Genomic DNA, 24,982 nt, shown 5'->3' with positions numbered 1-24,982 from the left:
TTAAGTTTTTTTTGATTGTTAGTTAATAGTTTATTAATTGGTTATTTGCTTTACTTATTTATATGTGTAAAAAAAACACTAAATTGTTTCTACACTAGTCTTTATTGTGATAAAACCACTCCAGAGAACAACTGAGAAACATTTGAATTAAAAAATACTTTTTCGCTATAATTATTCATTAATTGTAAAATGAAAAGCAATCGATTGCGAAAAAAAATCAGAAAATCGTATTACTCTGCATTAGTTTAGGTTTAAAAAGCCGAGAACAACCAATTCTCGGCTTATAATAAAAAACCACACTAACTAAAATTTATAAATAATATCAAAAGCATGAATTATTTATATTCTATCATATTGTCCATATTAACAAAAGATTAAGAATAAAACAAATGTAAAATAAAAAAACAAAACACACAACCGATTGCGTGTTTATTTATAAAAAAAAAGTAATTAATTTTAATATAGTATATTTTAATTCAAAAATATTTATAAATAATATAATTACTGAAAGCTTTAAAAGAATAATAATTAATTTAAAATAGATTTTTCCGGTTCGTTTTATAGAAATCGCAAATAATTATTTAAAAAAATTAACATTAAATTATTAGAATTAGGGAGAAAAAGATGAAGTGATTTAGACTATTTTTCAGCCAATTGAAAAAAGTTTAAATCACTTCTATTTAATGATTAATCTAAGTTTAATCACTAGATAGAATTATTTTATAGAAGTTCTAAGCTAAATTTATTAATCGACTAGCTATCAAAAAAAAAACTGCTCGAAAAAATAATTTTCGAGCAGTTACAATTATCAGAATTAAAAAGAATTAATTATTATATCCTGGATTTTGATAAGCTTCTTTTTCAGCAGCTGTACTCACCATTCCATCAATTTGCCCCTGTGGAATTGGACGTAAATAATGATAGGGCTCTATAGTCCTTGTAAAAGTTTGCGGAGTATGGTTACCATAGTTTGCCCCTCCTATTGAATAACTTCCTGCTAAAGCATTCCATCTTTGTGTACGTACTAAATCATACCAACGGTAGCCTTCTCCAAAAAACTCACGTGAACGTTCTCCTAAAATGTAATCAATAGTAATTACAGATGGAGTTGCAGAAGTCATTGTTGTACTGTTATCTTGAATTTTAGACATATTTCCATTGTTATCAAAACGCCATTTTCCAGCTCTTGCACGAATTACATTTATAAGATTTCTAGCAGTCATACTACCAGTAGCTCCCTTAACAGCAGCTTCTGCAGCAACAAAATAAAATTCCGAAAATTTAGCTATAGGAAAAGGTCTTGTACTCCCTGCATTAGGCTGTCCTAAACCTCCTGCATTATCAGTACGATAAGGTCCTAACTTCCAAAAACCTGGATAAACAATTCGACTTATACCATTTGGAGAAATTACATAATCCGATCTTCCTGGTAAAACTCCTGCACCTATACCACTATCTCCTTGACCAGAAGGATACACAATTGGAGTGCTTGGTTCATCGTTAAGGAAAGTTAAAATTGGGTCACCTGCCTGAACCGCTAATCCATTGGCATTAAAAAGAGTTGTTACATTAGTCAAACCAGTACCGTTTAAATTCCAATTCCCACGAAAAATAGTGGTAAATGTGCCATCATAACGTGAATCATTAATTTTATCAGCAAAGGTATTAGTAAAAACTTCTATTGGTGGAGCCATTCTTGTCCATGGACGTCCTAAAAACTGATTAGCTTCACGTTGCACTGAACTAACTGGATCCCCTGAACTATTTTTACTTCTAATAGCAGTATAATTCCAAGTAACCATCCAACCTGCAAAATTATCAGGAGCTCCTCCACTTCCAAAACTTAGACTTCCTCCATTATAAAACTCACTGGATTCAGTGTGATCAGCATAAAGCATCAGTTCCTTATTACGATCATTAGAACCTAAATTCACATCATAAAAATACTCTTCTAACCCATATGAACCTGGGTTATTAATTCCCTCAAGTGCTATATCATAAGCCTTCTGAAAATACCATTGAGCATCATGTCCGTCTGGATCAGTTCTTGTTGTAGCAGGATAGGTAGGAATATCATTAGGATTCTCTAACCACCAACCATAAGTTAAATAAGCCTTTGCTAGAATTAAACGAGCCAGAGTTTTTGTCGCTGTACCAGTAAGTCGAGGTGCATCTGGTAATTCGTTAACTGCTGCCAATAAATCAGGAAAAACAGCTTTTGTATAAACCTCAGGCACTGTATTTCGCACTGAAGATCTTGATGGCGTACTATTAAATTTTAACTCACCAGATCCTAAATCCAAAGGTACACCTCCAAATGTTTGAACCAATAGAAAATAGTCCATACCTCTAAAAAACTTCGACTCTGCAATAAGACTAGTCGCTACTCCAACCGCAGCACCATTTTCGATTATTCCGCTAGCGGTATTGATATCGCTAAAAGAATTGTTCCATAACACATCCGAACGACTAGAGTTTGGGTTAATTATACCTACTCCAGATAAATCATGATCTCTAAAATTACCATCAGCACTTTGAGCATAAGTAGCTTCATCAGTACCTGTTTGACAAGCATTATAAAAGTAAGCCTGCCCATACATGTTACGTAAATTCGCATAGTGAGAAGTTAAACCTTGTAACACACCTTGTTCAGTTTTAAAATAACCAGGCTCATAAAAATCATGTGGTTTTTCTTCCAATATATCGGAACAAGCTCCAAATAAAAATAGAGCTAAAGAACCTAGTATTAAATTTTTTAAAATATATCGTTTCATAGTTATTTCTTGTATTAAAATGTTAAATTCAGTCCAAATAAATAGTTACGAGTAGACGGTGTATTAGTACCTATAACCAAAAATCTACTGTTATATGAAGCAACTGCTTGATTTTGATCTCCAAGAGAATTCGTCTCAGGATCCATTCCAGACTTTCTGTGATATGGAGAAAAGAACACAAATGGATTTTGTGCTGTGAAATAAACTCTTAATTTATCAATACCTAAATCTTTAATAAAATCTTGCTCTAGGGTGTATCCAAGAGTTAAAGCTCTAATTTTCATATAAGAAGCATCAAAATACCCCATAGTTGACATATATTTTGGATTATCTCCAGACCTTAACCCACTTGGATTTGGAAAATCAGCATCTGTGTTATCTGGTCTCCAATAATTTACATCTACATTTCCTCTACGCCCATTCAATAAATTCAAATAACCAGCACTTCCGTAAAGTGTACTAATTAAAACACCTCCACTTTTAAATGCTCCAACTGCTGAAAAATCAAAACCTTTATAAGTTAAATTAGTATTGAATCCTCCTTGAAAATCAGGATCTGTCTCAATAATTTGTCTATCGCTTGCATTGATTGCACGAGTAGGCGAACCATCTGGATTATAGTCACCAGTATATTTAACTTTAATAGATCCAGGAACATTTGATACATCAGTTACCCCTTCTAATATAGACATATACGGATCTCCTTGTTGCCATAGACCTATTTTTTCATAATCAAAAATTGAATTAATATTATAGCCTACAAACCAAGAATTTGCTTCATCCCTTAGTGCTCCAGAAGCAAGAGAAACTAATCTGTTTTTATTTGTATAGAAATTTACACCCACTGTCCAGTTTAAACCTTTTGGATTATCCAGAATTACTCCTGTCAACGATAATTCATATCCTTTATTTTCAGTTGAACCAACGTTTGCAACATAATTATTAACACCAGATGTTACAGGTAGATTAACTCTTTGTAATAAGTCTTTTGTATTTGTTTTATAATACTCAATAGTACCTGTTAAACGATTATTTAAAAGCCCAAAATCAATTCCATAATTCCATGTTGTAGAAAACTCCCATCCTAAAGCAGGATTAGGTAATTGAGTAACATAAACTCCAGTTGCATTTGTTGACCCAAAATTATACGGTCTTGTACTTAAAGCTCCCAACGTTGCATAAGGTGTAACTGCTTGATTAGAAGTTTGACCATATCCTGCTCTTAACTTCAACATATTTATTGAAGAAATATTTTTCATAAATGATTCATTTGAAACTGTCCAACCTGCTGAAACCGCTGGATAAGTTACCCATTTATTCCCTGGAGCTAATCTTGAAGATCCATCAGAACGTAAAGTAGCTGAAACAAAATATCGATTATCGTATGAATACATTAATCTTGCCATGTAAGAGGTCAAACCCCATTGTACGTAATCTTGATTCGATGGATTAATAACTGCCTCTTCCTCACTTTGTCCCAGATTATAAAACTGAAAAGCATCAGAAGTAATCCCATTTCTTGCTATTGACGAAGCGTTAGATGTAAATTGTTCATTAGAATATAATCCCACAAAATTTATTGTATGTTTATCCGCAAAAGTTTTATCATAAGTCAATAAATTCTCTATTACCCATTGAGTTGACATAGAATTATTTATGGACGCATTAGATAAAGTAACTGGATTAACGTCAAAAACACCTGGACCTTCATAATAACCATTATTAGACATACGGAAATTTAATCCAGTATTGATTCGATACTTTAAACCATCGATTCCTGGTATTTTTACTTCAGCAAAAACATTATTATAAGAACTAAACGCTCTATTCAAGTTTACATAAGACTCACCTAAGCCATTAATAGTTTGTCTAGTATACACCCACTGATCATCTGCTGCAGACGAAACAACTCTCTTTAATGATCCATCATCATTGTATGGATTAGCTATTGGAGAAGCAGCTAAAGCTGAACCTGGACCAATATTATCTCCATTTGTAATAGCATAGTTACTATTAGTTGTAAAACCTATACGAATAGAGTTATTAATTTGTTGATCAGTACCAGCTCTAAGACTAAAACGTTCATACTTTTGACCAGGCAAAACAGATTCTTCTTTATAATAACCAATACCAGCATTATATGATCCAAATTCTGTTCCTCCTGAAACACTTACATCATGACTAAGCATTTGTCCTGAACCGTATAACATATCTTGCCAATCAGTATTTATACCACGAACCTCGTCTACTCCATCAGCAGGATAAACACCAGCATAATCACGAAGTGCAGATAATTGATCTCCATTCATCATATCATACTTGGCAAAAATATCTTTTACACCGCCAAATCCGTTATAACTAAATTTTGCTTTTTGATTTTTACGTCCTTTATTAGTTGAAATCAATATAACTCCATTTGCTCCACGAGATCCATAAATAGCTGTAGCTGAAGCATCTTTTAAAATATCTACTGATTTTATATCCACAGGACTGATATCTCCTATTGATCCAGCAAATGGTATACCATCAAGTACAATTAAGGGATCATTACTCCCTGTAAGAGATCTAGTCCCTCGAATACGTATTTGCATCGCAGCTCCTGGTTTTGTTGAAGTTTGAGCTAATTCCACACCGGGCAACCTACCTTGTAATGCCTGAGTTACATTTACCGCAGCTACTTCATTCAATTCTTTCCCTCCAATTGAAGCTACAGAACCTGTTACAGCTTCTTTACGCTGAGTTCCATACCCAATAACAACAACTTCTGTTAGTTCTGAGGTAGCAGGATCAAGACTAACATTAACAACAGTCTGACTACCAATTGTTACTTCTTTAGTTTTGTAACCTATAAAAGAAAAAGACAAAATATTTTTACCACTTTCGATGTTGATTACATAATTACCATCTAAGTCAGTACTTGCCGTGGATTGTGTACCTTTCAATAAGATGTTAGCTCCAGGAATCGGCATTCCCATTTCATCTTTTACTACTCCTTTAATTGTAGATTGAGCCTGAGCTGTACCAACCATAGAAAAAAAGAAAATCAAGAAACAAAACACATCAAGAAATCTAGGATATTTCCATCGTGAATACAATTGAAAATTTACATTTTGCATAAGATTAAATTTGGTTTAAAAATTAATTAGTTGACTAGCCTTTGTATTATACAAACAAAAGTATAAAAAAAAACAATATACGCAACCGATTGCGTTTTTATTTGTAAAAAAAAACTATTTAAAATCAATATAACATATTTATAACTTTAAATAATTATCAATTAAATAAATAAAAGAATACAAAACACATCGAACAATTAAAAAAACAAAAGAATATTTTTAAAATATTGTAAATAACTTAAGAATCATGCAGCCCAATTAAAACATCTTAAAGCACTCTAAAAGATTGATTTTTTACAAAAATCAATACTCAATTGTTTGTTTCGTCCAAGTGGGCTTATTGATATAAAACATTCCATCTTTATAATGCACAGGTTCAATTCCCATTTGTGGACCTTTTTCCCATTCCTCTAAAGTTTGGCTGTAAGGATAAGGCCTTTTTTCATCCATAAAATAATGGCAGGAATTCCATAACTGATTATCAGGACCAATAAATAATGCATTGTGTCCTGTTTCTTGATAAGGATCTTCAGTATCCTGAAACTTTAAATGAGAATAACCACCTTCCTGTGCTAGTTCAGGACGATAATGCTTTTTTCTTGTTCCAAAAATAGGTTCTGGAGAAGCTAATTCCCAAGGGCCTAATGGTGATTTTGATTTTAATAATCCTACTTCATAACCACGAGTCCAACTAGAAAAAAACATAAAATAAGTTCCTTCTCTTTTTATTACAAATGGACCTTCAATACCACCCACCATCCATTCAGGATAACCAGGTTGTTTTTTATCCAGAAACTTTTCTATGGGAGTAGTTAATTTACCTGTTTTCAAATCAATTTTAGCTTGAAAAAGTCCGTTGCCACTACAATACAAATAGGTTTGACCATCTTCGTCTTCAAACAAAGTACTGTCATTATTGTATTGCGGAGTTAATGGTCCATTTACCAGAGCATAAGGTCCTGTAACATTGTCTGATGAAAACAACCAAACACTATGCGTACTCATTCCTTTAGGATCTTCGGCTGTTACTTTTCCACTATTTACAGTTAAATAATATTTGTTTTGAATGAAATGGATTTCTGGTGCCCAAAAACGACCATTATACGGACAATCTGCTGGTAATTTACTTGCATCAATTATAAATGAATGTTGTTTCCAGTTAATCATATCATCAGAAACTAACATTCTTACTCCAGGATTTGGTCCAGTCCAAACTGGATTTGAAGTACCTACACAATACCATTTATTTTCCACTTTAATGATGAAATGATCTCGCATAGAAATATTAATATCTCTAGTAATAGGATTGGTATAAGTGAAAACTTTTTTTTCTGTTTTCTTAGTATTTTCTTTTATCCCTTTTATCTTCTGTGCAAAACCTAAAGTGGTTAACAACAAAAAAATAGAACTTAAAATTATTATTTTTTTCATTTTATCTTTTTATAAATTATTTTCTTTTGTATGGACTTTCATCCATTTTTAGATGTGTCTGTTCAAAACCGTCGCTATCAATAATTATTTTATAAATAACTATTCCTGGGTCTAATGGCTTTATGGTTAAAGTGTGTAAACCTTCGTTAACTTTTGGCAAAGGCAATGTTACAGTAGTTTCAATCATTCGGGCTGCTCCTGCTGGATACATTTTAGTGTAATTATTCGCCCAGGTTAACTGGTCGTTAATGTTCCATACCTTTTCATTAGCTCCATTAAATGAGGCAGCTACATTGTGACCTCCTTTTTTAAATGGCAGAGTACAGTCAAAAAATACTCTCAGTTTAATACTGTCTTTTTTTGATTGCAAATTCATTTTATATTGAATTTCTGCTCCTTTAGTAGTTTCAGTATAAGGCATTAAAGATATTCCAGATAGAGTTCTTCCAAGATCAGGAATTACAGTCCAATTTGTTTTGGGCATATTTTTGGTTTCAAAATAATGCTCTCCTTCCATAACCACTACACGATTTTTTTCATCGAAAATGTAACCTCCTTTTTTCACTTCTTCTTCAGTAACTCTCACAACAGTTGGTTTTATATTTCCTCCTTTTGGCTCATCCCAAGATTTGTAACCAATATGGGTTTGGTCCATAATATGATTCCATTTACCTTCTGAAATATTATGGTTGTAATCATGGGAATAATCAGCATCTCTTTTAAAACAAGCATCAACATAATCAGCCCAATAATTAGCTTTTATATCTTTTTCAGCAGCCAGTTTCTCATTCATAGCAACTGCATAATACATATCATAAAGATTAGCCATAGCACGAACAGGATGTAAAATAAATTGCTTGTAAGAATCTTTATAATTGTCAGCTAATGACATAAATTGTCTTAAAGCTTTTGTTTCTAATGCTAAATAAGCGTCTTTTACTTTTAAAAATTCACCACTTTCCAGATTATAGGTTTTGTGATTCATCATTTCAGCTGTAACACGGCTGTTGAACTTACAATAAGTACTAATTATTTCGGCAGCTTCTGTAGCTTCGGCAGTACCAAATTGTTCCTCACAGAATTTCCTAGCGTATTCCTGTAAATTGTTTTCGTTGAAAGAAGTAGGATTCCAAGCCATTGTTAAGAAGAAATCCATAGGATATTCATTCGGTTTTAAATCACCAACATTCAACAACCAAATTTTATCCACTCCATAACTATAAGTTAGTTGTAATTGTTCCCACATATGAGGAATCTGAGTCATATTCAACCATTGGTATGCTCTTGGTGCTCCATGTAAATCCACATGATAATAAATCCCATAGCCACCTGGATGTTTTTTAGAACTGAGTTCAGGTAATCTTCTCACATTACCCCAGTTGTCATCACAAAGTAAAATGGTCATGTCATCAGGTACTTTCATACCCTGATCAAAGTATTCCAAAACTTCGCTGTATAATGCCCAAATCTGAGGTGTTTGGTTGATTGGTTTTTGGGTTACCTTTTTTATAATATCTCGTTGGTCTTTAATAATGCTTTCCAACTCTTTAAAATTAGCTTCGGCGCTTCCCAAATCCTGCATAGGCAAATCTCCATCGCCACGCATTCCCATGGTTACAATATTTTCATAGTTTTTATTTCTTTCTAAACCATCTTCCCAAAATTGCTGTAAACCAGCTTTATTCGTTTTGTAATTCCATTCTCCATTACCATACTCCTTTCTATGATTTCCCCATTCTTTCTGGGCACGCATCATAGGTTCATGATGGGAAGTTCCCATTACAATACCGTATTCATCTGCAATACGTGGACTTTCTGGATCGTCCTCATTGAAGGCATTGCCCCACATGGCCGGCCATAAATAATTAGCACGCAAACGCAACAACAACTCAAACATATGTGAATATACTTTGCTATTTGCACCACCAAATTTTTCTTTTGCCCAGCCAGAAAAACAAGGTGCTTCGTCATTAATAAATATCCCTCTGTACTTAACTTTTGGCTCACCAGAAGCATAACGCCCAGGTAATACATAAGCAGTCGTATGTTTTTTGGCAGGTACATCTCCCCACCAATACCATGGTGAAACTCCTAATTGTCTGGATAATTCATAAATTCCATAAATGGTACCACGCTTGTCACTACCTGCAATAACCAGAATTTTTTGTCCTGATTTTTTGGAATCATCAATTGTAGTAATAACAAAACTCTCCCATTTGCCTTTTAAATCTTTTGTATTTAATTTCCCCGATTGAGATAAATTATCAATTAGTTTACTATTGCCCAGTGTTCCAATTACGATTTCGTAACCTTCGAGAGCATTATTGGTAAATAGTACAGGTTTTATACCTGTAACAATGTTGATGTCATTTTGTAAATCTCTAATGGCACGAATGACTCCTTTAAAATCTGAAGCATCATATCGAATGGGTGTTGCTACTTTTTCTTTGTTTACTATCGGGAAAGCCGAATTAATTCCTTCACTGTTTTCTGTAATTATATTTGCCATCAAACCAGTAGTTTGCTGGGCATTGACAATATTAAAAAATGCCAATAGAAACATTAAGCTCCAACAATCCTTTACACTATTTTTCATATAAATTAATATCTAATTTCATTTAAAACTTATCCAATCAACTTCCACCTCTTTATTGTTCTCTTTCAATGTTACATAAAGGTTTTGAACACCTTCTTCAAACTTTGCAACGGGAACTTTTATCTCTTTCCAATCCGTACTTACAGGAATTTTTACTTCGGCAATAAGAAAACTATTTATTCCTTTAGTACGTATCTGTAAAACACCTCCAGTTGAAGACATCCCTTTTACAACAATTGATTTCAATACTTTTTTACCAAAATCGACAGCATCATATTGTATCCAGCCATCAGAACTATTTAATACTGTTTTCCATCCTTTAAAATGATCAAGTGGATCAACAAAAGCTATGGATGCTCCTTTTTCACTAATCTTACTATACCTGTCAATCTGGATTTCTTTATCAGCAGTACTTATACCTATTCCTCTTAAAGTTGGAATTACTTTTTTAATTGTTCCATCAGAATTAAAGGATAAGCTATCGGATCTAATCGATCTGGCTTTATCAAATGTTGGTGAATAATCATTGTGATGATAAAACAAATACCATTGATTTTTAAACTCTATAATCGAATGATGATTTGTCCAACACCCTGTTGGAGATTCATCCATAATAACTCCCATAACTTTGAATGGTCCTAATGGATTATCGCTAATTGCATATTCTAAACGCTCAATTTTGTTTTCTACATGGGGATAAGTCATGTAATAAATCCCGTTTCTTTCAAATACATAAGGTCCTTCTTTTAAGCCTTTTGAAGGTAAGTTTGCTAGTGTTTTAACTTCGGAATCTAATTCCAGCATATTGTCTTTCAGTTTTGCTCCAAAAATATCCCGTGAAGACCAATACAAATAAGCCTGTCCATCTTTATCAATAAAAACATTTGGATCAATACCTCGTACTCCTTTTATAGGATTCGTTTCGGGTAAAAATGGGCCTGTAGGGGTATCCGCAACTGCTACGCCAATTGTAAATCCTTTGCCAATTCCAACCGTATCTTTTGGAGTAGATGGGAAATAAAAATAATACTTCCCATTTTTTTCTATACAATCTGGCGCCCACATACTGTAACTGTTCGGGAGTACCCAAGGCACTTTATTTTGTTGCACTATCATACCATGATCAGTCCAATCAGTAAGATTTTCAGAGGAAAACACATGATAGTCTTCCATACAAAACCAGTCTTTTCTAGCTACTCCTTCTGGCGCTAGAATATCATGGGAAGGATACACATATACTCTATCTCCAAATACCCTGGCAGAAGGATCAGCAGAATATTGATTTCTTATTATTGGATTTTGGGCAAACCCAATTAAAGAAAAACCAATACATATGAGTGCTAAAACTCCATGTGTTTTTTGCTCTTTCATTGCTTTTAATAATTTCAGTTTGAATTATTTTAAAATCCTTATTTGATAGAATCGAGGTGTAGGTATTTTATTTTTAGCACTAATTTTCAGCTCAAAATTTTCTTGTTCTGGAATTTGAATATTTATTATTTTGTTTTCTATAGAATTTATTTTCGCAATATTACCATTAATTAGTATTTCAAAATTCTCTGCTTTTATAGTATCCAGCGTACTAATTTCTATGTATTTTCCAGCTTTGTTTTTATTTTGTAACTGATAAGAAATATAAGAACGTGTATTACGCCAAAATTTATCATCATTATAACCGGAATTACTTTGTTCCCCTTTGTATTGGTGATCCACCTCGGGTTGTTGCTCGCCACAATTAATTTTATCTACAGTCTTAGCTTCAATAGCTAAAAGTTCTATTTCTTTTTGTTTTTGAGCCTCTTTTTGTTTCTCATAATCCTTTTGAGTGAAGGTCTGAAAATACATTTGATAACGTGCATCATGAATTTGATAAAACGGCTGTAATTTCAATGAATCCAATTTGAAATTCATATTATCAATAGGTTTCAATTTTGAAACATAATTTTTAGAATCGTCACCCACCAAGGCATAGGCCTCATTAATTGGGTAAAGTTTTCCTCTTGTTTCGTGTCCCATTCTACTATCATCAGCAAAAAGTCCCTTTAAATCATCTGTAGAAGTTTGAGCTGCTAAAACGATAGGTCCGCGTACAAAAGCTGCCCAATTAGAACCATCTGGAAGATATTCTAATTTAGTATTCATAGTAAATTGCACAACAATTTTATCGCCATTTTTCCAGTTTCTATTCAGATTAATATATTCTGAAGGATTGGCTTTCACTAGTTCTGCTTTTCCATTCACCAGAATTTTGATGTTTTCGGCCCATTTAGGATAACGAATATTAAGAGAGAAAGTCTGTTTCTTATTCAGTTTTAATTCCAGTTCAGTAGCATTCTCATTTGGAAAATTATTTTTTTGTATTAGTTGAATCCCTTTTTCTTTCCAGTTCAATTCAGAAGGAATGAAAAGATTAACAAAAACGTCTTTATCAGAATGGCTATATATCAATTCACCATACTTGGTATGGTTTTCTATCCCGGAACCCACACAACACCACATACTAGTTTCGGGTTGTGAATAGACTCTGTAATGGTTTGGTCGAATGGGTGTAAAATATACAAAACCTCCTTTTTCAGGATGTTGAGTCGATAAAATATGGTTATAAAGAGTACGTTCATAATAATCAAGATAGCTCACATCATTATTATCTAAAAATAAAGCCATACTTAATCGAAGCATATTATAACTGTTACAAGTTTCAGGTCCTTGATTCGATTCTAACATACCTTTAAAATCGTTAATTGGATTAAAGTGCTCCCGAACACTGTTCCCTCCAAATGCAACGCTGCGTTTTTCTGTAATATTATGCCAAAAATGTTCCGCTGCATGTTCCCATTCTGGGTTGTTTGTCAATGAGCCAATTTTTTCAAAACCAATTACTTTTGGAATTTGTGTATTAGCATGAAGACCTGTAAGTTTATCTTGTTTTTCGAGTAAAGGATTCAAAATTTTAAGATGCGAAAGCCTTTTTGCAGCATCAAGATATTTTTTGTCTTTGGTAATAATATACAAATCAGCAAAAGTTTCGTTGATTCCTCCATGCTCCGTATTCAATACTTGTTGAATTTGATCAGTAGAAAGTGGTTGAATAAGTTCAATAAACCAATCGCCTAATCCTATCAATACTTGTTTTGCCTGATTGTTACCTCCTATTTCATAGGCATCACGTAAGCCTGCAAAAAGCTTATGAATATTGTAAATAGGCACCCAGGTATTATTTAATCCAAAAGTGCTTCCGTCAATATCTCCTTTGTGAATGCGGTCCCAAAATACTTTCCCATTAGGAATCCCCCCAACATAGCCATTGCCATTTTTTGCCTGACAAAGAGCCAGTTCATTAACCATGTAATCCAGACGTGTTTTTAGCTCTTTATTTCCAGTACTGGCATACATCATGGCTAATGCAGATAAATAATGTCCTCCAATATGTCCATCTAATCCTGTACTTTCCCAGTTGCCATATCGTTGAGCTTTTAAGGGCAATCCTGCATCAATCAAATAGGGAGCTAACAATTTATCGGGATTAAGATCTAAAATATATTTTAAATCCACATCCTGGGCTTTTTTGAAAACACCATCTGTAAGCCTTACTTCCTGCAATTTAAAAGGTTGCATTTGAGCAAAAGAAGATTGAATGCAGATAAGTAGTACTATATTTTTAATTTTTTTTAACTTCATAATTACTATTTTTAATGATAACCCATTCCTGTTTTATCAATATTAAATTTTAAATAATCCTAGATCAATTGCCTCTCCTAAACGACGATAACCTTTTTCATTAGGATGTAAAAAATCGTTATCATGCATATCAGGTAAAATAGACTGTGATTCTGTATTTGATTCCATCACTTTATCAAAATCAATAACCGCGTCAAAACTCTTGCTGGATCGTATCCATTCATTTACAATACTTCTGGCTTCTTGTTTAAAATCGGCATCATAAAATGATTTTTTAAAAGGTAAAATGGTACATCCGTACACTTTTATTCCTTTAGCATGGGCTTTGTTTATCATTACTTTATAGGCTTCAATAAGTTCATTAGCTCTTACAGGAGCGTCCTCTGCTTTTCGAATACCTCCAATATCATTAATTCCTTCTAAAAGAATCAACCATTTAACTCCATTTTGAGAAAGTACATCCCTGTCAAAACGCTCTAAAGCTGTTGGACCTAAACCACCTCTCAAAACACAATTACCACCAATACCTAAATTTAATACACCTATAGTATTAGTAGCATGATTGGCTAATAATCGTTCAGATAAAATATCCGTCCATCTATTTTGTTTATTTGTTCCTGACCCTCTCCCATCAGTTATTGAATTTCCTAAGCAAACAATAGTATTTCCCTTTTCCGATGCCATTACATCAACCCCCATGATTGTATACCAATGATCGGTTTTAACTGCACCAGAAAAATCCACATTCTTACTATGATCTCCTTCTAAAAGAAATGATGTGGTTCGAGACCCTGGATGACCTGAAATTTTTGAAGCCGTTTTACCATAATGAATAGTAATGGCTAAAAGTTGTCCTGCTTGTAATGGAAAATCAAAACTATCTGAAAAAACATCCGTTTTTGCTTCCATAGTAATCGATGATGATTTTCCTCCAAAAGTAAGTTGCTTTAGCGATTTTCCATCAATAATAGCTCCTTCAACAACATGAGCAACTGTTACAGATTCCATGACCGTAGACTCATCACTAAATAAATTGGAAAAATGTAATCTTATTTTTTCACCTCCTATAGAAACTCTTATAATTTGTCTTAAGGTATTATTAGTAAGACCAGGATTTGGAGGCACATTATGAGGTTCAACTAATTGTTGTGCTGTTGCCCAACTTCCAACCCAATTTGACTTATGACTAGATAAGGATTGTGATTTACATCCTGAAAAAAGAATAAGTAAATTAAAAAACAAGAGCCAACTTGTATATCGTTTGTACATAAGTAATTAATTATTATTGTGTTTTAACAATAGCATTTACAAAGATTTTCCCAACATTAATCCTGGATTACGCATTGGAACACAGATTAAACGGATTCATACGAATTTTTTAATTGTTTTTAAAGCATAAAATCTGCTACAATCTGCATAATCTGCGTGACAAAATCAACAAAATCCTAATGCGGATTCTGGGTTAATAGTATTTATAAAAATAAATCACGCCATTGTTAAATTCAGCTTGACTTAAATTATGGTTGTCCTGAATATTTCTATTCAGGACTAACCATCTTAATACTGTCAAAAATTATTTATGGTCGTGCATCATTGGTTGAAGTAGCATACAATCCTAATAAACAACCTGTAAATCCGCCTGCAACATCCGTTGATAAAATATCTCCGGAAACCACTCCTCCTACATTAACAAAATCAGTTCCGTTTACAGAATATCCAAATTCATAATCATCACCGTTGGCTTTCATTTGAAGCTGAACCGGTTTTTTAAGGTCAATTTTAGCAGTTGCTACAATTGCTGATTTTACTGGATCTCTTCTTTCTTTTTGATTTTTTTGTAGTACTACATAATAGTCTTTGTCCTTCATTGTAATTCCAAAAACATAATTAGAACCTTCATTTTGTAAAGCCACAAGTCCAGCCAGATCTTTGTCTGATTTTGGTTTGTAATCAATAGTCGTCGTCAGTGAAAAGCGATTATGTTGCTGGCGATAGAATAATGTTGATGTAGGTTTCAACTCTTTTATATTGGTATCAAAAGGAGTAATAGTCAATCCTTTTTTTGAAGTTGCAATGAATTTTTCACGAGGACCTCTAAGACCAATCCAACGATTATCTAGCTTAGCTGATGTAAAATTATCATTGAATGCAAAATTACCATTTGGGAAGAAACCTTCTTTTCCTGTTTTATTTTCAGTAACACCTTTTGGCATTTTCAATTTTGGTTCCAATGGAATCAATCCGTTTTCAAAAACCGGAAATTCACCGGACCAGTCTACAGGCAGTATAAAAGTTTCACGACCTGTGTTGACTCTGTTTTTTTCGTTTGGTCTAACCGCTAAGAAAACACCATAATATTTGTCTCCAGGTCCTTTAACCAAGTCCGCATGGCCAGCCCAGTCTACTCTGTTTTTTCTATCTCTTCCAAAATATTTTTGCGTTAAAATTGGATTGCTTGGTGCAGGAATAAATGGCCCTTTTGGGCTATCACTTTTAAAGATAACTTCTGTATGATTGCCTCCTGTACCCCCTTCGGCACACATTAAAAAATATTTACCGTCTTTTTTGTAAAGATGTGGAGCTTCAATCCAAATTGGGTTTTTAGCAGGGTCTACTCCTCCATCAACTATAATTTTATCTGAACCAGTTATTACTTTATCATTTTCCACATCATATTCCCAAATTTTAATCACACGATGCCCATTGTAACGCTCTTTACCATTATCTGGAGCATCATTATGTACGATATAACCTTTTCCATTATCATCAAAGAAAATAGACGGATCGATACCTCCAAAGCCCAATTTTATTGGATTCCCCCAACCTTTTTTAGGATCCTTTGTTTTTACAATTATATTTCCAAGATTTCCCGAAAATGCCGTTACAATCATATAGAATGTATCATTATGAGGATTATAAGTAATTCCAGGCGCATAAACTCCTTGGCTTATACCGGTATTGTGTGGATTGAATTGAGTAACATCGTTTAATACACCTCCTAAATCAGTCCAGTTTACTAAATCTTTAGAGTGGAAAATAGGCACTCCCGGGAACATAGCAAACGAAGAACATACCATATAGTAATCATCTCCTTTTCTAGTGATGGCTGGATCAGGATAACATCCTTGTAAAATTGGAGTATAAAACTCATCTGATTTTAGTGGATTATCTATATAAACCTGATCATTTCCTTGGTAGCTGAAATTTGAAAATAAAGGAGGATTGTTTTTTTGCTTATTTTGACTGTTTACTACAGTAAAGGATAACAAAACTATGCTTAAGAATAGTAATACTTGTAATTTTTTCATTAGGTTAATTTTAATTGTTTCTTATTTATTGGTTAAGCTATTAAGACCTTTTTTTTCTTTTATAGTTTAATAATTTTTTTATTTAATCTTTAATTTTTATTTATTTTTTAGAAAAATCACACTTTTAAAGCAACCGATTGCTTTTTTACGTAAAAAAACTAGTTTATTTTGAGAATTTCCAATAATCAAAATACATAATATCATTTTTCGCTTTTCCTTTAAAAACAAAATATACATCGTGAATTCCAGAAACCTTTTTTATATCCATGGTCTTTATTGCCCATCTGTCATTACCACCTGTTAATGGAACATTTATTGTTCCAAGTAATTCTCCTTCTTTACTATCCAATCGTACTTCCATAGTTACATTACTATTATGTGTTGTACCTATTCGGGCTGTAAACTTAGTAGCTCCCTCCTGACGAAAATCGACCTCTTTGACTTTCGTATAAGCATTATTCTGTTTAGCTGTAATAAAATTACCAACTTCATTATTTTTCATCGACTTCACGCCTTCAGACCATGCAATAGTTTCGGCTTCTGTTTTTACATAAGGATTTAATGGCGCTAAACTCTTTTTTATACCTTCGGTCATATTCATCTGTACAATCGAACCGTCTTTATTAAACTTAGCCTCTTCTACACTAACCGAACGAGTAAAACCTCCCCCTCCTGGCAATGCACCATTATGATAGAAAAAATAACTTTTTCCTTTAAAATCAATAATTCCTGGATGATTGGTAAAAGAACCTCCTTGTGTAGGCATCACAACACCTTGATATTTCCAGGGTCCAAGTGGACTTTTACTGGTTGAATATCCAATATGTTCTGATATAGGTCCTGCAGCAAATAATAAATAATAGAGATTATTGCGTTTGTATAACCACGGTCCTTCTTCATAAGTGGTTGGCCTTTGTTCATTCACTTTTCCTTCACGTTTTCCAAATGCTTCTATTGTATTAGGAATTTGTTGGATTTCACCTTCATAAGAAATCATATCTTCATTCAACTTTACATAGTAACAAACGGGATTTCCCCAGAATAAATAGGCTTGTCCATCATCATCTATAAAAACGGTTGGGTCTATATCTGCATTACTATTAGAAATTAAAGGTTTTCCTAGCGGATCTATGAATGGTCCATAAGGACTATCGGCAACAGCAATACCTATACCGTTCTTTCCTTGACGATCGGTAATGGGTACATACATATAAAATTTTCCTTTTCGTTCAATACACTGAGGAGCCCAGGCGTTCATTTTTGCCCAGCTGAATTCTTTATAAGACAATACATCTCCATGATCAGTCCAATTGACCATATCTTCGGTGGTATACAATCGCCAGTCGTTCATGGTAAACCAGGTAGAATCATCTTCATCATGACTTGTATATAAATATACTTTGCCATTGTATACCATTGGAGCAGGATCGGCTGTATAATTAGTTTGTATAATAGGATTTTGTGCCTCTCCTATTGAACAATTTAAGAGGGTAATAAGTATTGCTACTATTTTATAGGGTTGTTTCATAATTTTAATTCGTTATTACAAATCCTCCATTAGGTTGTATTGTTATTGATAACTGTCCGTTTTTAGAAACTTTTAAATTGCTTGTATACGTTTCTTTATCCGCTTTATCATTATACATAGTAACACTTTGGCCTGCAAGCATAGGAAGTTTAATTTTTAATTCTTTAGCTGTTTTTTCTGCATTTACACCTGCCACATACCATTTTTGTCCATGTCGTCGGGCTAAAACACTGTATTTTCCTGGATATCCGTCTATAAAAACTGTTTCATCCCATGTTGTTGGAACATTTCTTAAAAATTCCAATTCAAAAGCAGGCACATCTACAAGATTATTAGGAGTTAGACCAAACATTTGAACAGGATTTTGAAAAAGAACCGCCGTTGCTAATTGGAAAGCATCTGTAGTCAATCGGAGTTGACCTTTTGTATTTCCTTTATTTAGATATTTATTTAATAATACTCCTCCAAATTCCATACTTCCTACTGCATTTCGAATAAATGGATGTAATGTGGCGTTAAAAGCTTCTTTCTCTCGAACATCCTGCGAAAAAATCAACATTTCTGAAGCTACAACTGCTTCACTTCCTACAAAATTTGGATACATCTTTTCCCATCCACGAGGTAATGTGGCTCCATGAAAAATAATCATCAATCCATAATCATTCGCATCTGATAGGATGTCTTCATACAACTTTATCGTTTCTTGTTTATCGCCTCCAAAGAAATCTACTTTCAATCCTTTTACTCCCGCTTCTTTAAGCCACTTCATCTCATTTTTTCGGGCAATCGCAGTATTCATTTTATTTAGAGGAGTCTGAAAAGCATCATTAACAGTACCATTAGAATTGTACCACAAGAAAACCTCTACATTTTTAGATTTAGCATACTGGATTAATTCTTTCATTTTATCATAACCAATTCTATCATCCCACCAGGCATCAATCAAAATATACTCAAATTTCATAGCAGCAGCCAAATCAATATATTTTACCTGATCTTCATAGTTCATACTATTGTCTTGCCATACAATCCAGCTCCAACTACCACGTCCCATTTTATACTCTTGCGAAGGCTTGTAAAGTGGTTTTACAACATCAAAAGGAATCGTTGTTTCAACTATTGGTTTTAGTGTTTCTCCAACAGTAATTGTTCGCCAAGGTGTCACACCAGGAAGACTGATTTGTGCTCCCGAGCTTCCAAAACCATTATTTTGTTTCGGATTTGGATATTCTACAGTATATATTCCGTTTTTATAAGCACTTAAATGTGAAGCGGTATACAAACTACTCACTCCTGTTTCAGATAATAAAACCCAGGCTTTATTGGCTAAATTAAAAAGTCCAGGAAATACATAACCTTCAGAAGATGTGGTTTTACTCAATGGAGCATCTGCTTCATAACCACTTTCATAACTTGGTGCAGTACGCGCAAATCCTGTCATTGGTCGCATCATTGGAGAAAGAAAAGTTGTTGTTGATGACGGAAATTTAAATCCTGTTTTTTCTTCAGAAACCACACAAACTTTAGTATCTCCCCATGCAGGAAGTTCATATCTAAAAGCAATATTGTTATTACTTACTTGAAATAAAACTGCTATTTTTTGTTGCTTGGCATTCGAAAACACACAATTTAAAGTATTGGCATTATAGTTTACCTCAGATTGTTTAATCCTAGTCTGATGGTAAGTTTCCTCTACTTTAGCTGTAGTTGAATTTACAAAATTCATATCATTCGTAAAATCTCCAGCATTAGTAATTAATCCTAGTGGAGAATCTTCTAATACAAGTCCTCCTTTGTAAGTAACGGAGTAAAATGCCGTTCCGTCTTTAATCAATACCTTTAATGTCAGGTCTCCATTAGGACTGGAGACCGACATGGTATTTTGTGAATAAGCTGCTGAAAAAATTATAAAGCAGCATAAAAAAAATATTTTTCTCATTTCTATTTATTTACTGAATTTCCATGCGTCAAAATTGAATAATTCTCCTTTTTCTCCTTTAAAAACAAAAAACACATCATGTACGCCATTTACTTTTTTTACTTTAGTTTTAAATGTTTTCCAATTTTGTCCTCCACCAGTATTTTCTATTTTACTGGTACCAATGATATCACCGTCAACAGTATCCAAACGTATTTCAATTGTTCCTCCATTTAAAGAGGCTGCAATAAGATCTATTTTTTTAGCACCTTTTGCAAAATCAACTCCTCTAACCTGAATAAAATCACCATTGTGAATTTGAGTTAGATACACTCCTGCTTCTTTACTTTTATCTGATTTAACTCCTTTACTCCAAGCCATAGTTTCTGCTTCTATACGTCTAAAGGGATTTAATGTTTCTATCTGTTCTGGGCCATCTTCTGTAAAAAATTCATAATTCTGAATGGTTCCATCTTCTTTATATACCATTGTTTCAGCATCGACAGAACGTCTTTCGTAAAATGTAGAAGTCTCGCTTTTGTTGATTTCATAATTATGACCAAAAACATACGATTTTCCTTTGTAATCTATTATTCCTGGATGATTTCCATTTGATTTTTTATTGGAATCAATAATCATCCCTTTATATTCCCAAGGTCCTGTAGCTGAATTACTCATTGCATAACCAATGCCTTCTGGACAGCAAGTAGAAGCGTAAGCTAAATAATAATGATTTTTTCTTTTCCAAACCCACGGTCCTTCTTGATAATTTTTAGGTTTAGTAGGTTCTTTTACAACTTCACCTGAAGTAGAAATCATATCCTCATTTAGTTTCACATAATACAAATGTGGATTTCCCCAATACAAATAGGCCTGACCATCATCATCAATAAACGGAGTTGGATCTATATCGTCCCAAATGTTGTGATCGGAATAGATTAGTCTCTTACCTAGAGGATCTTTAAATGGACCATAAGGACTATCCGAAACTAAAACTCCTATACCTCCACCGTGCATAGGACAGTATAAATAAAATTTCCCATTACGCTCAATACACTGAACTGCCCAAGCTCCATTATCCTGTTTAGCCCAACTAAAATCTTTTAAAGAAGCAACTGCTCCATGTTCTGTCCAATTGACCATATCGGTTGATGTATAAAGCAACCAATCGAGCATTTTAAAACCTTTTGCATCATCTTCATCATGTGAAGTATAAAGAAATATGGTATCATTATGAACCATTGGTGCCGGATCAGCCGTATATTTTGTCTGAATGATTGGTTTTTGAGCTTTTACTGAAGCAAAATTCAAAAAGAAAAATACTCCTACTATCAACCCAATATTGATGTTACGCAATTCTAAAAATTTACTCATAATTGTTTTTATAGACCGTTGATAATCCAATATCTGATTAATTTTTACTTCTCAACAGAAGCTGTGTCCAATACTGTATATTGGCTTAAAGAGGCTACATCAACAGGTTTAAACAAAAACTGTGACAACATATACAAACCATTTTTCCAAACTTTAAAATCATGTCCGCCTGGCTCTAAATAATATACATGTGGTACGTTTTTTTCCAATAAATAATCATGTAAACGCTTGCCGTAAGTAATTAATCCATCTTTATCACCACAGGAAATCCAAAGCAATTTCAATTTTTTCTTCGTTTCTTCAGGATTTGGCACTAACACTTCCGGCATTTTTGTATTTGGTGCTGAAGAAAAACCTCCCACCCAGGCAAATTTGTCTAAGTTTCCTAAACCAAAATTCAATGATTGTCCTCCTCCCATAGAAAGTCCTGCAATAGCGCGGTTTTCTCTATCAGTCAAGGTTGGATATGTTTTTTCGATAAATGGAATTAAATCATCCAGCAAATCTCTTTCAAAAGTAGCAAAGCCCTGAACCTTATCCGGAGCCATAATATTTCCTGTTGCTCTGTCATCTTTAATAGCACGTCCGTTTGGTAACACCACAATCATCGGCTTGATTTTTCCTTCGGCAAATAAATTATCCAAAATTATTTGCGGAGTACCTCCTTTAAGCCACTCTTTTTCATCACCTCCAATACCATGAAGCAAATACAAAACAGGATATTTTATATCTTTTGAAAATCCCGGAGTTTTGTAAACCAAAGCTTTTCTGGTTGTACCTACTGTTTTTGACAGATAAGATATTGTATCTATGGTACCATGAGCAATTGTTGGTCGTAACTGATCAAATCCTTTAGGTCCTTCTTTTTCTATTTTTTGTGCAACAACAATTAGATTACACATAAAAAGCATCGTTGCTGTAACAATAAATTTTTTCATTATTTTATTTTTAGGTTGGTTTATAATTAGTTTTTTATTTAAATAATTGAGTTGCAAATTGATTTAAACATCTGCGCCATGTAAGCCATTCATGTGCTGTTTTAGGAGATTCATAATAGGCATATTTAATTCCTTGTTGTTCTAACATGGTTCGAAATGCACCCACAGAACCCGGAAACGGATTAGGTTCTTTTGTTCCCAGTCCTAACCAAAAGAGCTTTACTTTTTTATTGAGTGCATTACCCTCTTTAAATTTTCCATCTAAAAAAGTGTTGACGTCAATTGCATCAGTACTCGGATAATTAGAAGTTCCGCTGAATCCTCCATAATGAGAAAAAGTATTTAAATTATTCATCATGATTCTCATAGTTTGATTGGCTCCCATAGAAAGTCCTGCTATTGCTCTATTTTCTCTGTTTGCTATGGTTCGAAACTTTGAATCAATCATAGGAATAATTTCGTTTATTACAACCTCTTCGAATATTGATTCCGGACGAGTGCTATTGTTTTGAGGTTTATAAGCATAGCCATTATCCATCACTATAATCATAGGATTTGCTTTTTTCGATGCAATCAAATTATCCAATATTAAATTAGCTTTTCCCTGAACCGCCCAACCTGTTTCGTCCTCAAAACTTCCGTGTTGTAAATAAAGTACAGGAAAACGAGTTTTTGAATCCTCATTATAATTTGCAGGCGTATAAACAAAACAGCGTCTAAACGAATTGGTTAATTTAGAGAAATAGATGTTTTCGCTAACAAGCCCATGTGGAACATCTTTCATAGCAAAAAACTCCTGATCAGCAGCTGGAATTTCTATTGCGCTTCCTAATCTTCCTGCTCCGTAAAAATATACCGTTCCTGGATCAGGAACTGATGCTCCGTCAATATTCAATTGATAATAATGGAATCCCTCATCTTGAGGATCAGACACTCCTGTCCAGATCCCTTTCTCATCTTTAAGCATGTCATATTTTGTACCACCAAGATCAAGCTGAACCATATTCGCCTGAGGCGCAAGAATACTTACTCTCACTCTACCTTCAGAATTAACTTGTGGATACAGCTTCCCTTGTTGATTTACAGAAGACGGTTTAAAATCTTCTACAAGTTTGGTCGAATTGATTTGTGCAATGCCAATTGTGGTTGTCAAGACACTCACCAAATAAATAATAGATTTGTAATTCATAAAAATCTTTTTTAATCCTTAAAAAGTAATGGTGCTAATTCTTTAAAACTACGTCGCCAAGTTTGAAACTCATGTCCTGTTCCTTCTGAAACATAAGAAACCGCATTAAATCCTGCGTCTTTCAAGCCAGTTACTGCATTTTTTACACCATCAGGACGCTCTTTACTTCCACAACTTAAAAAAATAAGTTTGACCTTAGATTTATCTTTAATATCTTCTGGTTTATAAGTTCCACCACTCAAAAGTGCATAATGAGAAAATACTTCTGGCTTGTTTATTGTTATCGTTTTTGTTTCCATTCCGCCCATTGATAAACCGCCCATTGCACGATGAGTTTGTTTGTTAACTGTACGGAAATTTGCATCCACATAAGGAATTAATTCATCGACAAGAACAGTTTGAAATGGTTCAATTTTAAAACTAGCCATACCTCCCCATTTAACTTCATTGGTCATTCCGTAAGTCATTACAATAATGAATGGTTTTATTTTCCCTTCGGCAATTAAATTATCCATAATTAAATTGACACGTCCTTGATTATTCCAGGCAGTTTCATCTTCTCCCCAACCATGTTGCAAATACAACACTGGAAAACGTTTTGATTGTTCTTTAGAATAACCTGGTGGTGTATAAACATAAGCACGGCGAGAAGTGTTAGTACTTTTTGAAGGAAAAAGAATTTGCTGTACATTACCATGAGGAACATTTTTTAACGCATAAAAATCCTGATCGTGGGCTGGAATTTCGATTCCGCTTTCCCAACGAGTAGATCCATAAAAATTTAAGGCTCCAGGGTCATTAAAAACACCACCATCAACCGTTACATGATAATAATGAAAACCTTCATCCATTATACCTGCTGTAGTTCCTGTCCAAAAACCATTCTCTCCTTTTGAAAGAGCAGTTCCTCCTTTTGCTCCTCCTAAACCAAGACTTACAACAACCGATTGAGCTTCGGGAGCTAAAATTTTAAATCGGGCGTATCCCTGAGAATTAACTTGTGGGTATTCCTGTCCCGGTTGATTGACTGTGGAAGGCTTAAAATCTTCGACAATAGATTGTCCCAAACACAAATAACTTGATAAAATAAATATCAATAACGTAACATTTAAATACTGTTTCATATTTTTAA

At 33.7% G+C, this 24,982-nt stretch carries 14 protein-coding genes; all 14 read right to left on the bottom strand.

Annotation, left to right across the window (positions count from 1 at the left end; translation table 11 throughout):
* Window positions 1-824 precede the first annotated feature (824 nt).
* Entirely contained in the window at window positions 825-2,774 is a 1,950-nt protein-coding gene (locus tag AAGV33_RS03760) for a RagB/SusD family nutrient uptake outer membrane protein (RefSeq protein ID WP_373390613.1), read from the bottom strand.
* A gap of 14 nt (window positions 2,775-2,788) precedes the next feature.
* Complete coding sequence (locus AAGV33_RS03755; RefSeq protein WP_373390612.1) at window positions 2,789-5,890, bottom strand: SusC/RagA family TonB-linked outer membrane protein; 3,102 nt, start codon at window positions 5,888-5,890, stop codon at window positions 2,789-2,791.
* Window positions 5,891-6,193: 303 nt separating this feature from the next.
* Window positions 6,194-7,321, bottom strand: a complete 1,128-nt coding sequence (locus AAGV33_RS03750; protein ID WP_373390611.1) for a glycoside hydrolase family 43 protein — start codon at window positions 7,319-7,321, stop codon at window positions 6,194-6,196.
* 16 nt (window positions 7,322-7,337) lie between these two features.
* Window positions 7,338-9,917 carry a glycosyl hydrolase 115 family protein gene (locus tag AAGV33_RS03745; protein ID WP_373390610.1) on the bottom strand — a complete coding sequence of 860 codons (2,580 nt, stop codon included), beginning with the start codon at window positions 9,915-9,917 and terminating at the stop codon, window positions 7,338-7,340.
* An 18-nt stretch (window positions 9,918-9,935) separates the two neighbouring features.
* A complete protein-coding gene (locus AAGV33_RS03740) occupies window positions 9,936-11,288 on the bottom strand; it encodes a family 43 glycosylhydrolase (protein ID WP_373390609.1) in 1,353 nt (450 codons plus the stop codon).
* Between the two features lie 24 nt (window positions 11,289-11,312).
* Window positions 11,313-13,595: a glycoside hydrolase family 127 protein gene (locus tag AAGV33_RS03735; RefSeq protein WP_373390608.1), complete on the bottom strand. Its 2,283-nt coding sequence runs from the start codon at window positions 13,593-13,595 to the stop codon at window positions 11,313-11,315.
* A 42-nt stretch (window positions 13,596-13,637) separates the two neighbouring features.
* On the bottom strand, window positions 13,638-14,864 hold the full coding sequence (locus AAGV33_RS03730) for an SGNH/GDSL hydrolase family protein (RefSeq protein ID WP_373390607.1): 1,227 nt from the start codon (window positions 14,862-14,864) through the stop codon (window positions 13,638-13,640).
* Between the two features lie 308 nt (window positions 14,865-15,172).
* The gene (locus AAGV33_RS03725) at window positions 15,173-16,903 is read right to left on the bottom strand and encodes a glycoside hydrolase family 43 protein (RefSeq protein ID WP_373390606.1); all 1,731 of its coding nucleotides are present in this window, start codon (window positions 16,901-16,903) and stop codon (window positions 15,173-15,175) included.
* A gap of 163 nt (window positions 16,904-17,066) precedes the next feature.
* Window positions 17,067-18,431 (bottom strand): glycoside hydrolase family 43 protein, encoded by a 1,365-nt coding sequence (locus AAGV33_RS03720; RefSeq protein ID WP_373390605.1) that lies wholly within the window; start codon window positions 18,429-18,431, stop codon window positions 17,067-17,069.
* A gap of 4 nt (window positions 18,432-18,435) precedes the next feature.
* On the bottom strand, window positions 18,436-20,307 hold the full coding sequence (locus tag AAGV33_RS03715) for a glycoside hydrolase family 97 protein (RefSeq protein ID WP_373390604.1): 1,872 nt from the start codon (window positions 20,305-20,307) through the stop codon (window positions 18,436-18,438).
* Window positions 20,308-20,376: 69 nt separating this feature from the next.
* Window positions 20,377-21,723, bottom strand: coding sequence for a glycoside hydrolase family 43 protein (locus tag AAGV33_RS03710; protein WP_373390603.1), 1,347 nt, complete (start codon window positions 21,721-21,723; stop codon window positions 20,377-20,379).
* A 44-nt stretch (window positions 21,724-21,767) separates the two neighbouring features.
* Entirely contained in the window at window positions 21,768-22,661 is an 894-nt protein-coding gene (locus AAGV33_RS03705) for an alpha/beta hydrolase (protein ID WP_373390602.1), read from the bottom strand.
* A gap of 34 nt (window positions 22,662-22,695) precedes the next feature.
* Entirely contained in the window at window positions 22,696-23,850 is a 1,155-nt protein-coding gene (locus AAGV33_RS03700) for an alpha/beta hydrolase-fold protein (RefSeq protein WP_373390601.1), read from the bottom strand.
* Between the two features lie 11 nt (window positions 23,851-23,861).
* Window positions 23,862-24,974 carry an alpha/beta hydrolase-fold protein gene (locus tag AAGV33_RS03695; protein WP_373390600.1) on the bottom strand — a complete coding sequence of 371 codons (1,113 nt, stop codon included), beginning with the start codon at window positions 24,972-24,974 and terminating at the stop codon, window positions 23,862-23,864.
* Window positions 24,975-24,982: the final 8 nt, after the last annotated feature.

The sequence above is a fragment of the Flavobacterium magnesitis genome, assembly GCF_041729735.1.
In the GTDB taxonomy this organism is placed as follows: Bacteria; Bacteroidota; Bacteroidia; order Flavobacteriales; family Flavobacteriaceae; genus Flavobacterium; species Flavobacterium magnesitis.
The sequence above is the reverse complement of the archived record's forward strand: the minus strand, read 5'-3'. Positions and strand labels throughout refer to the sequence as shown.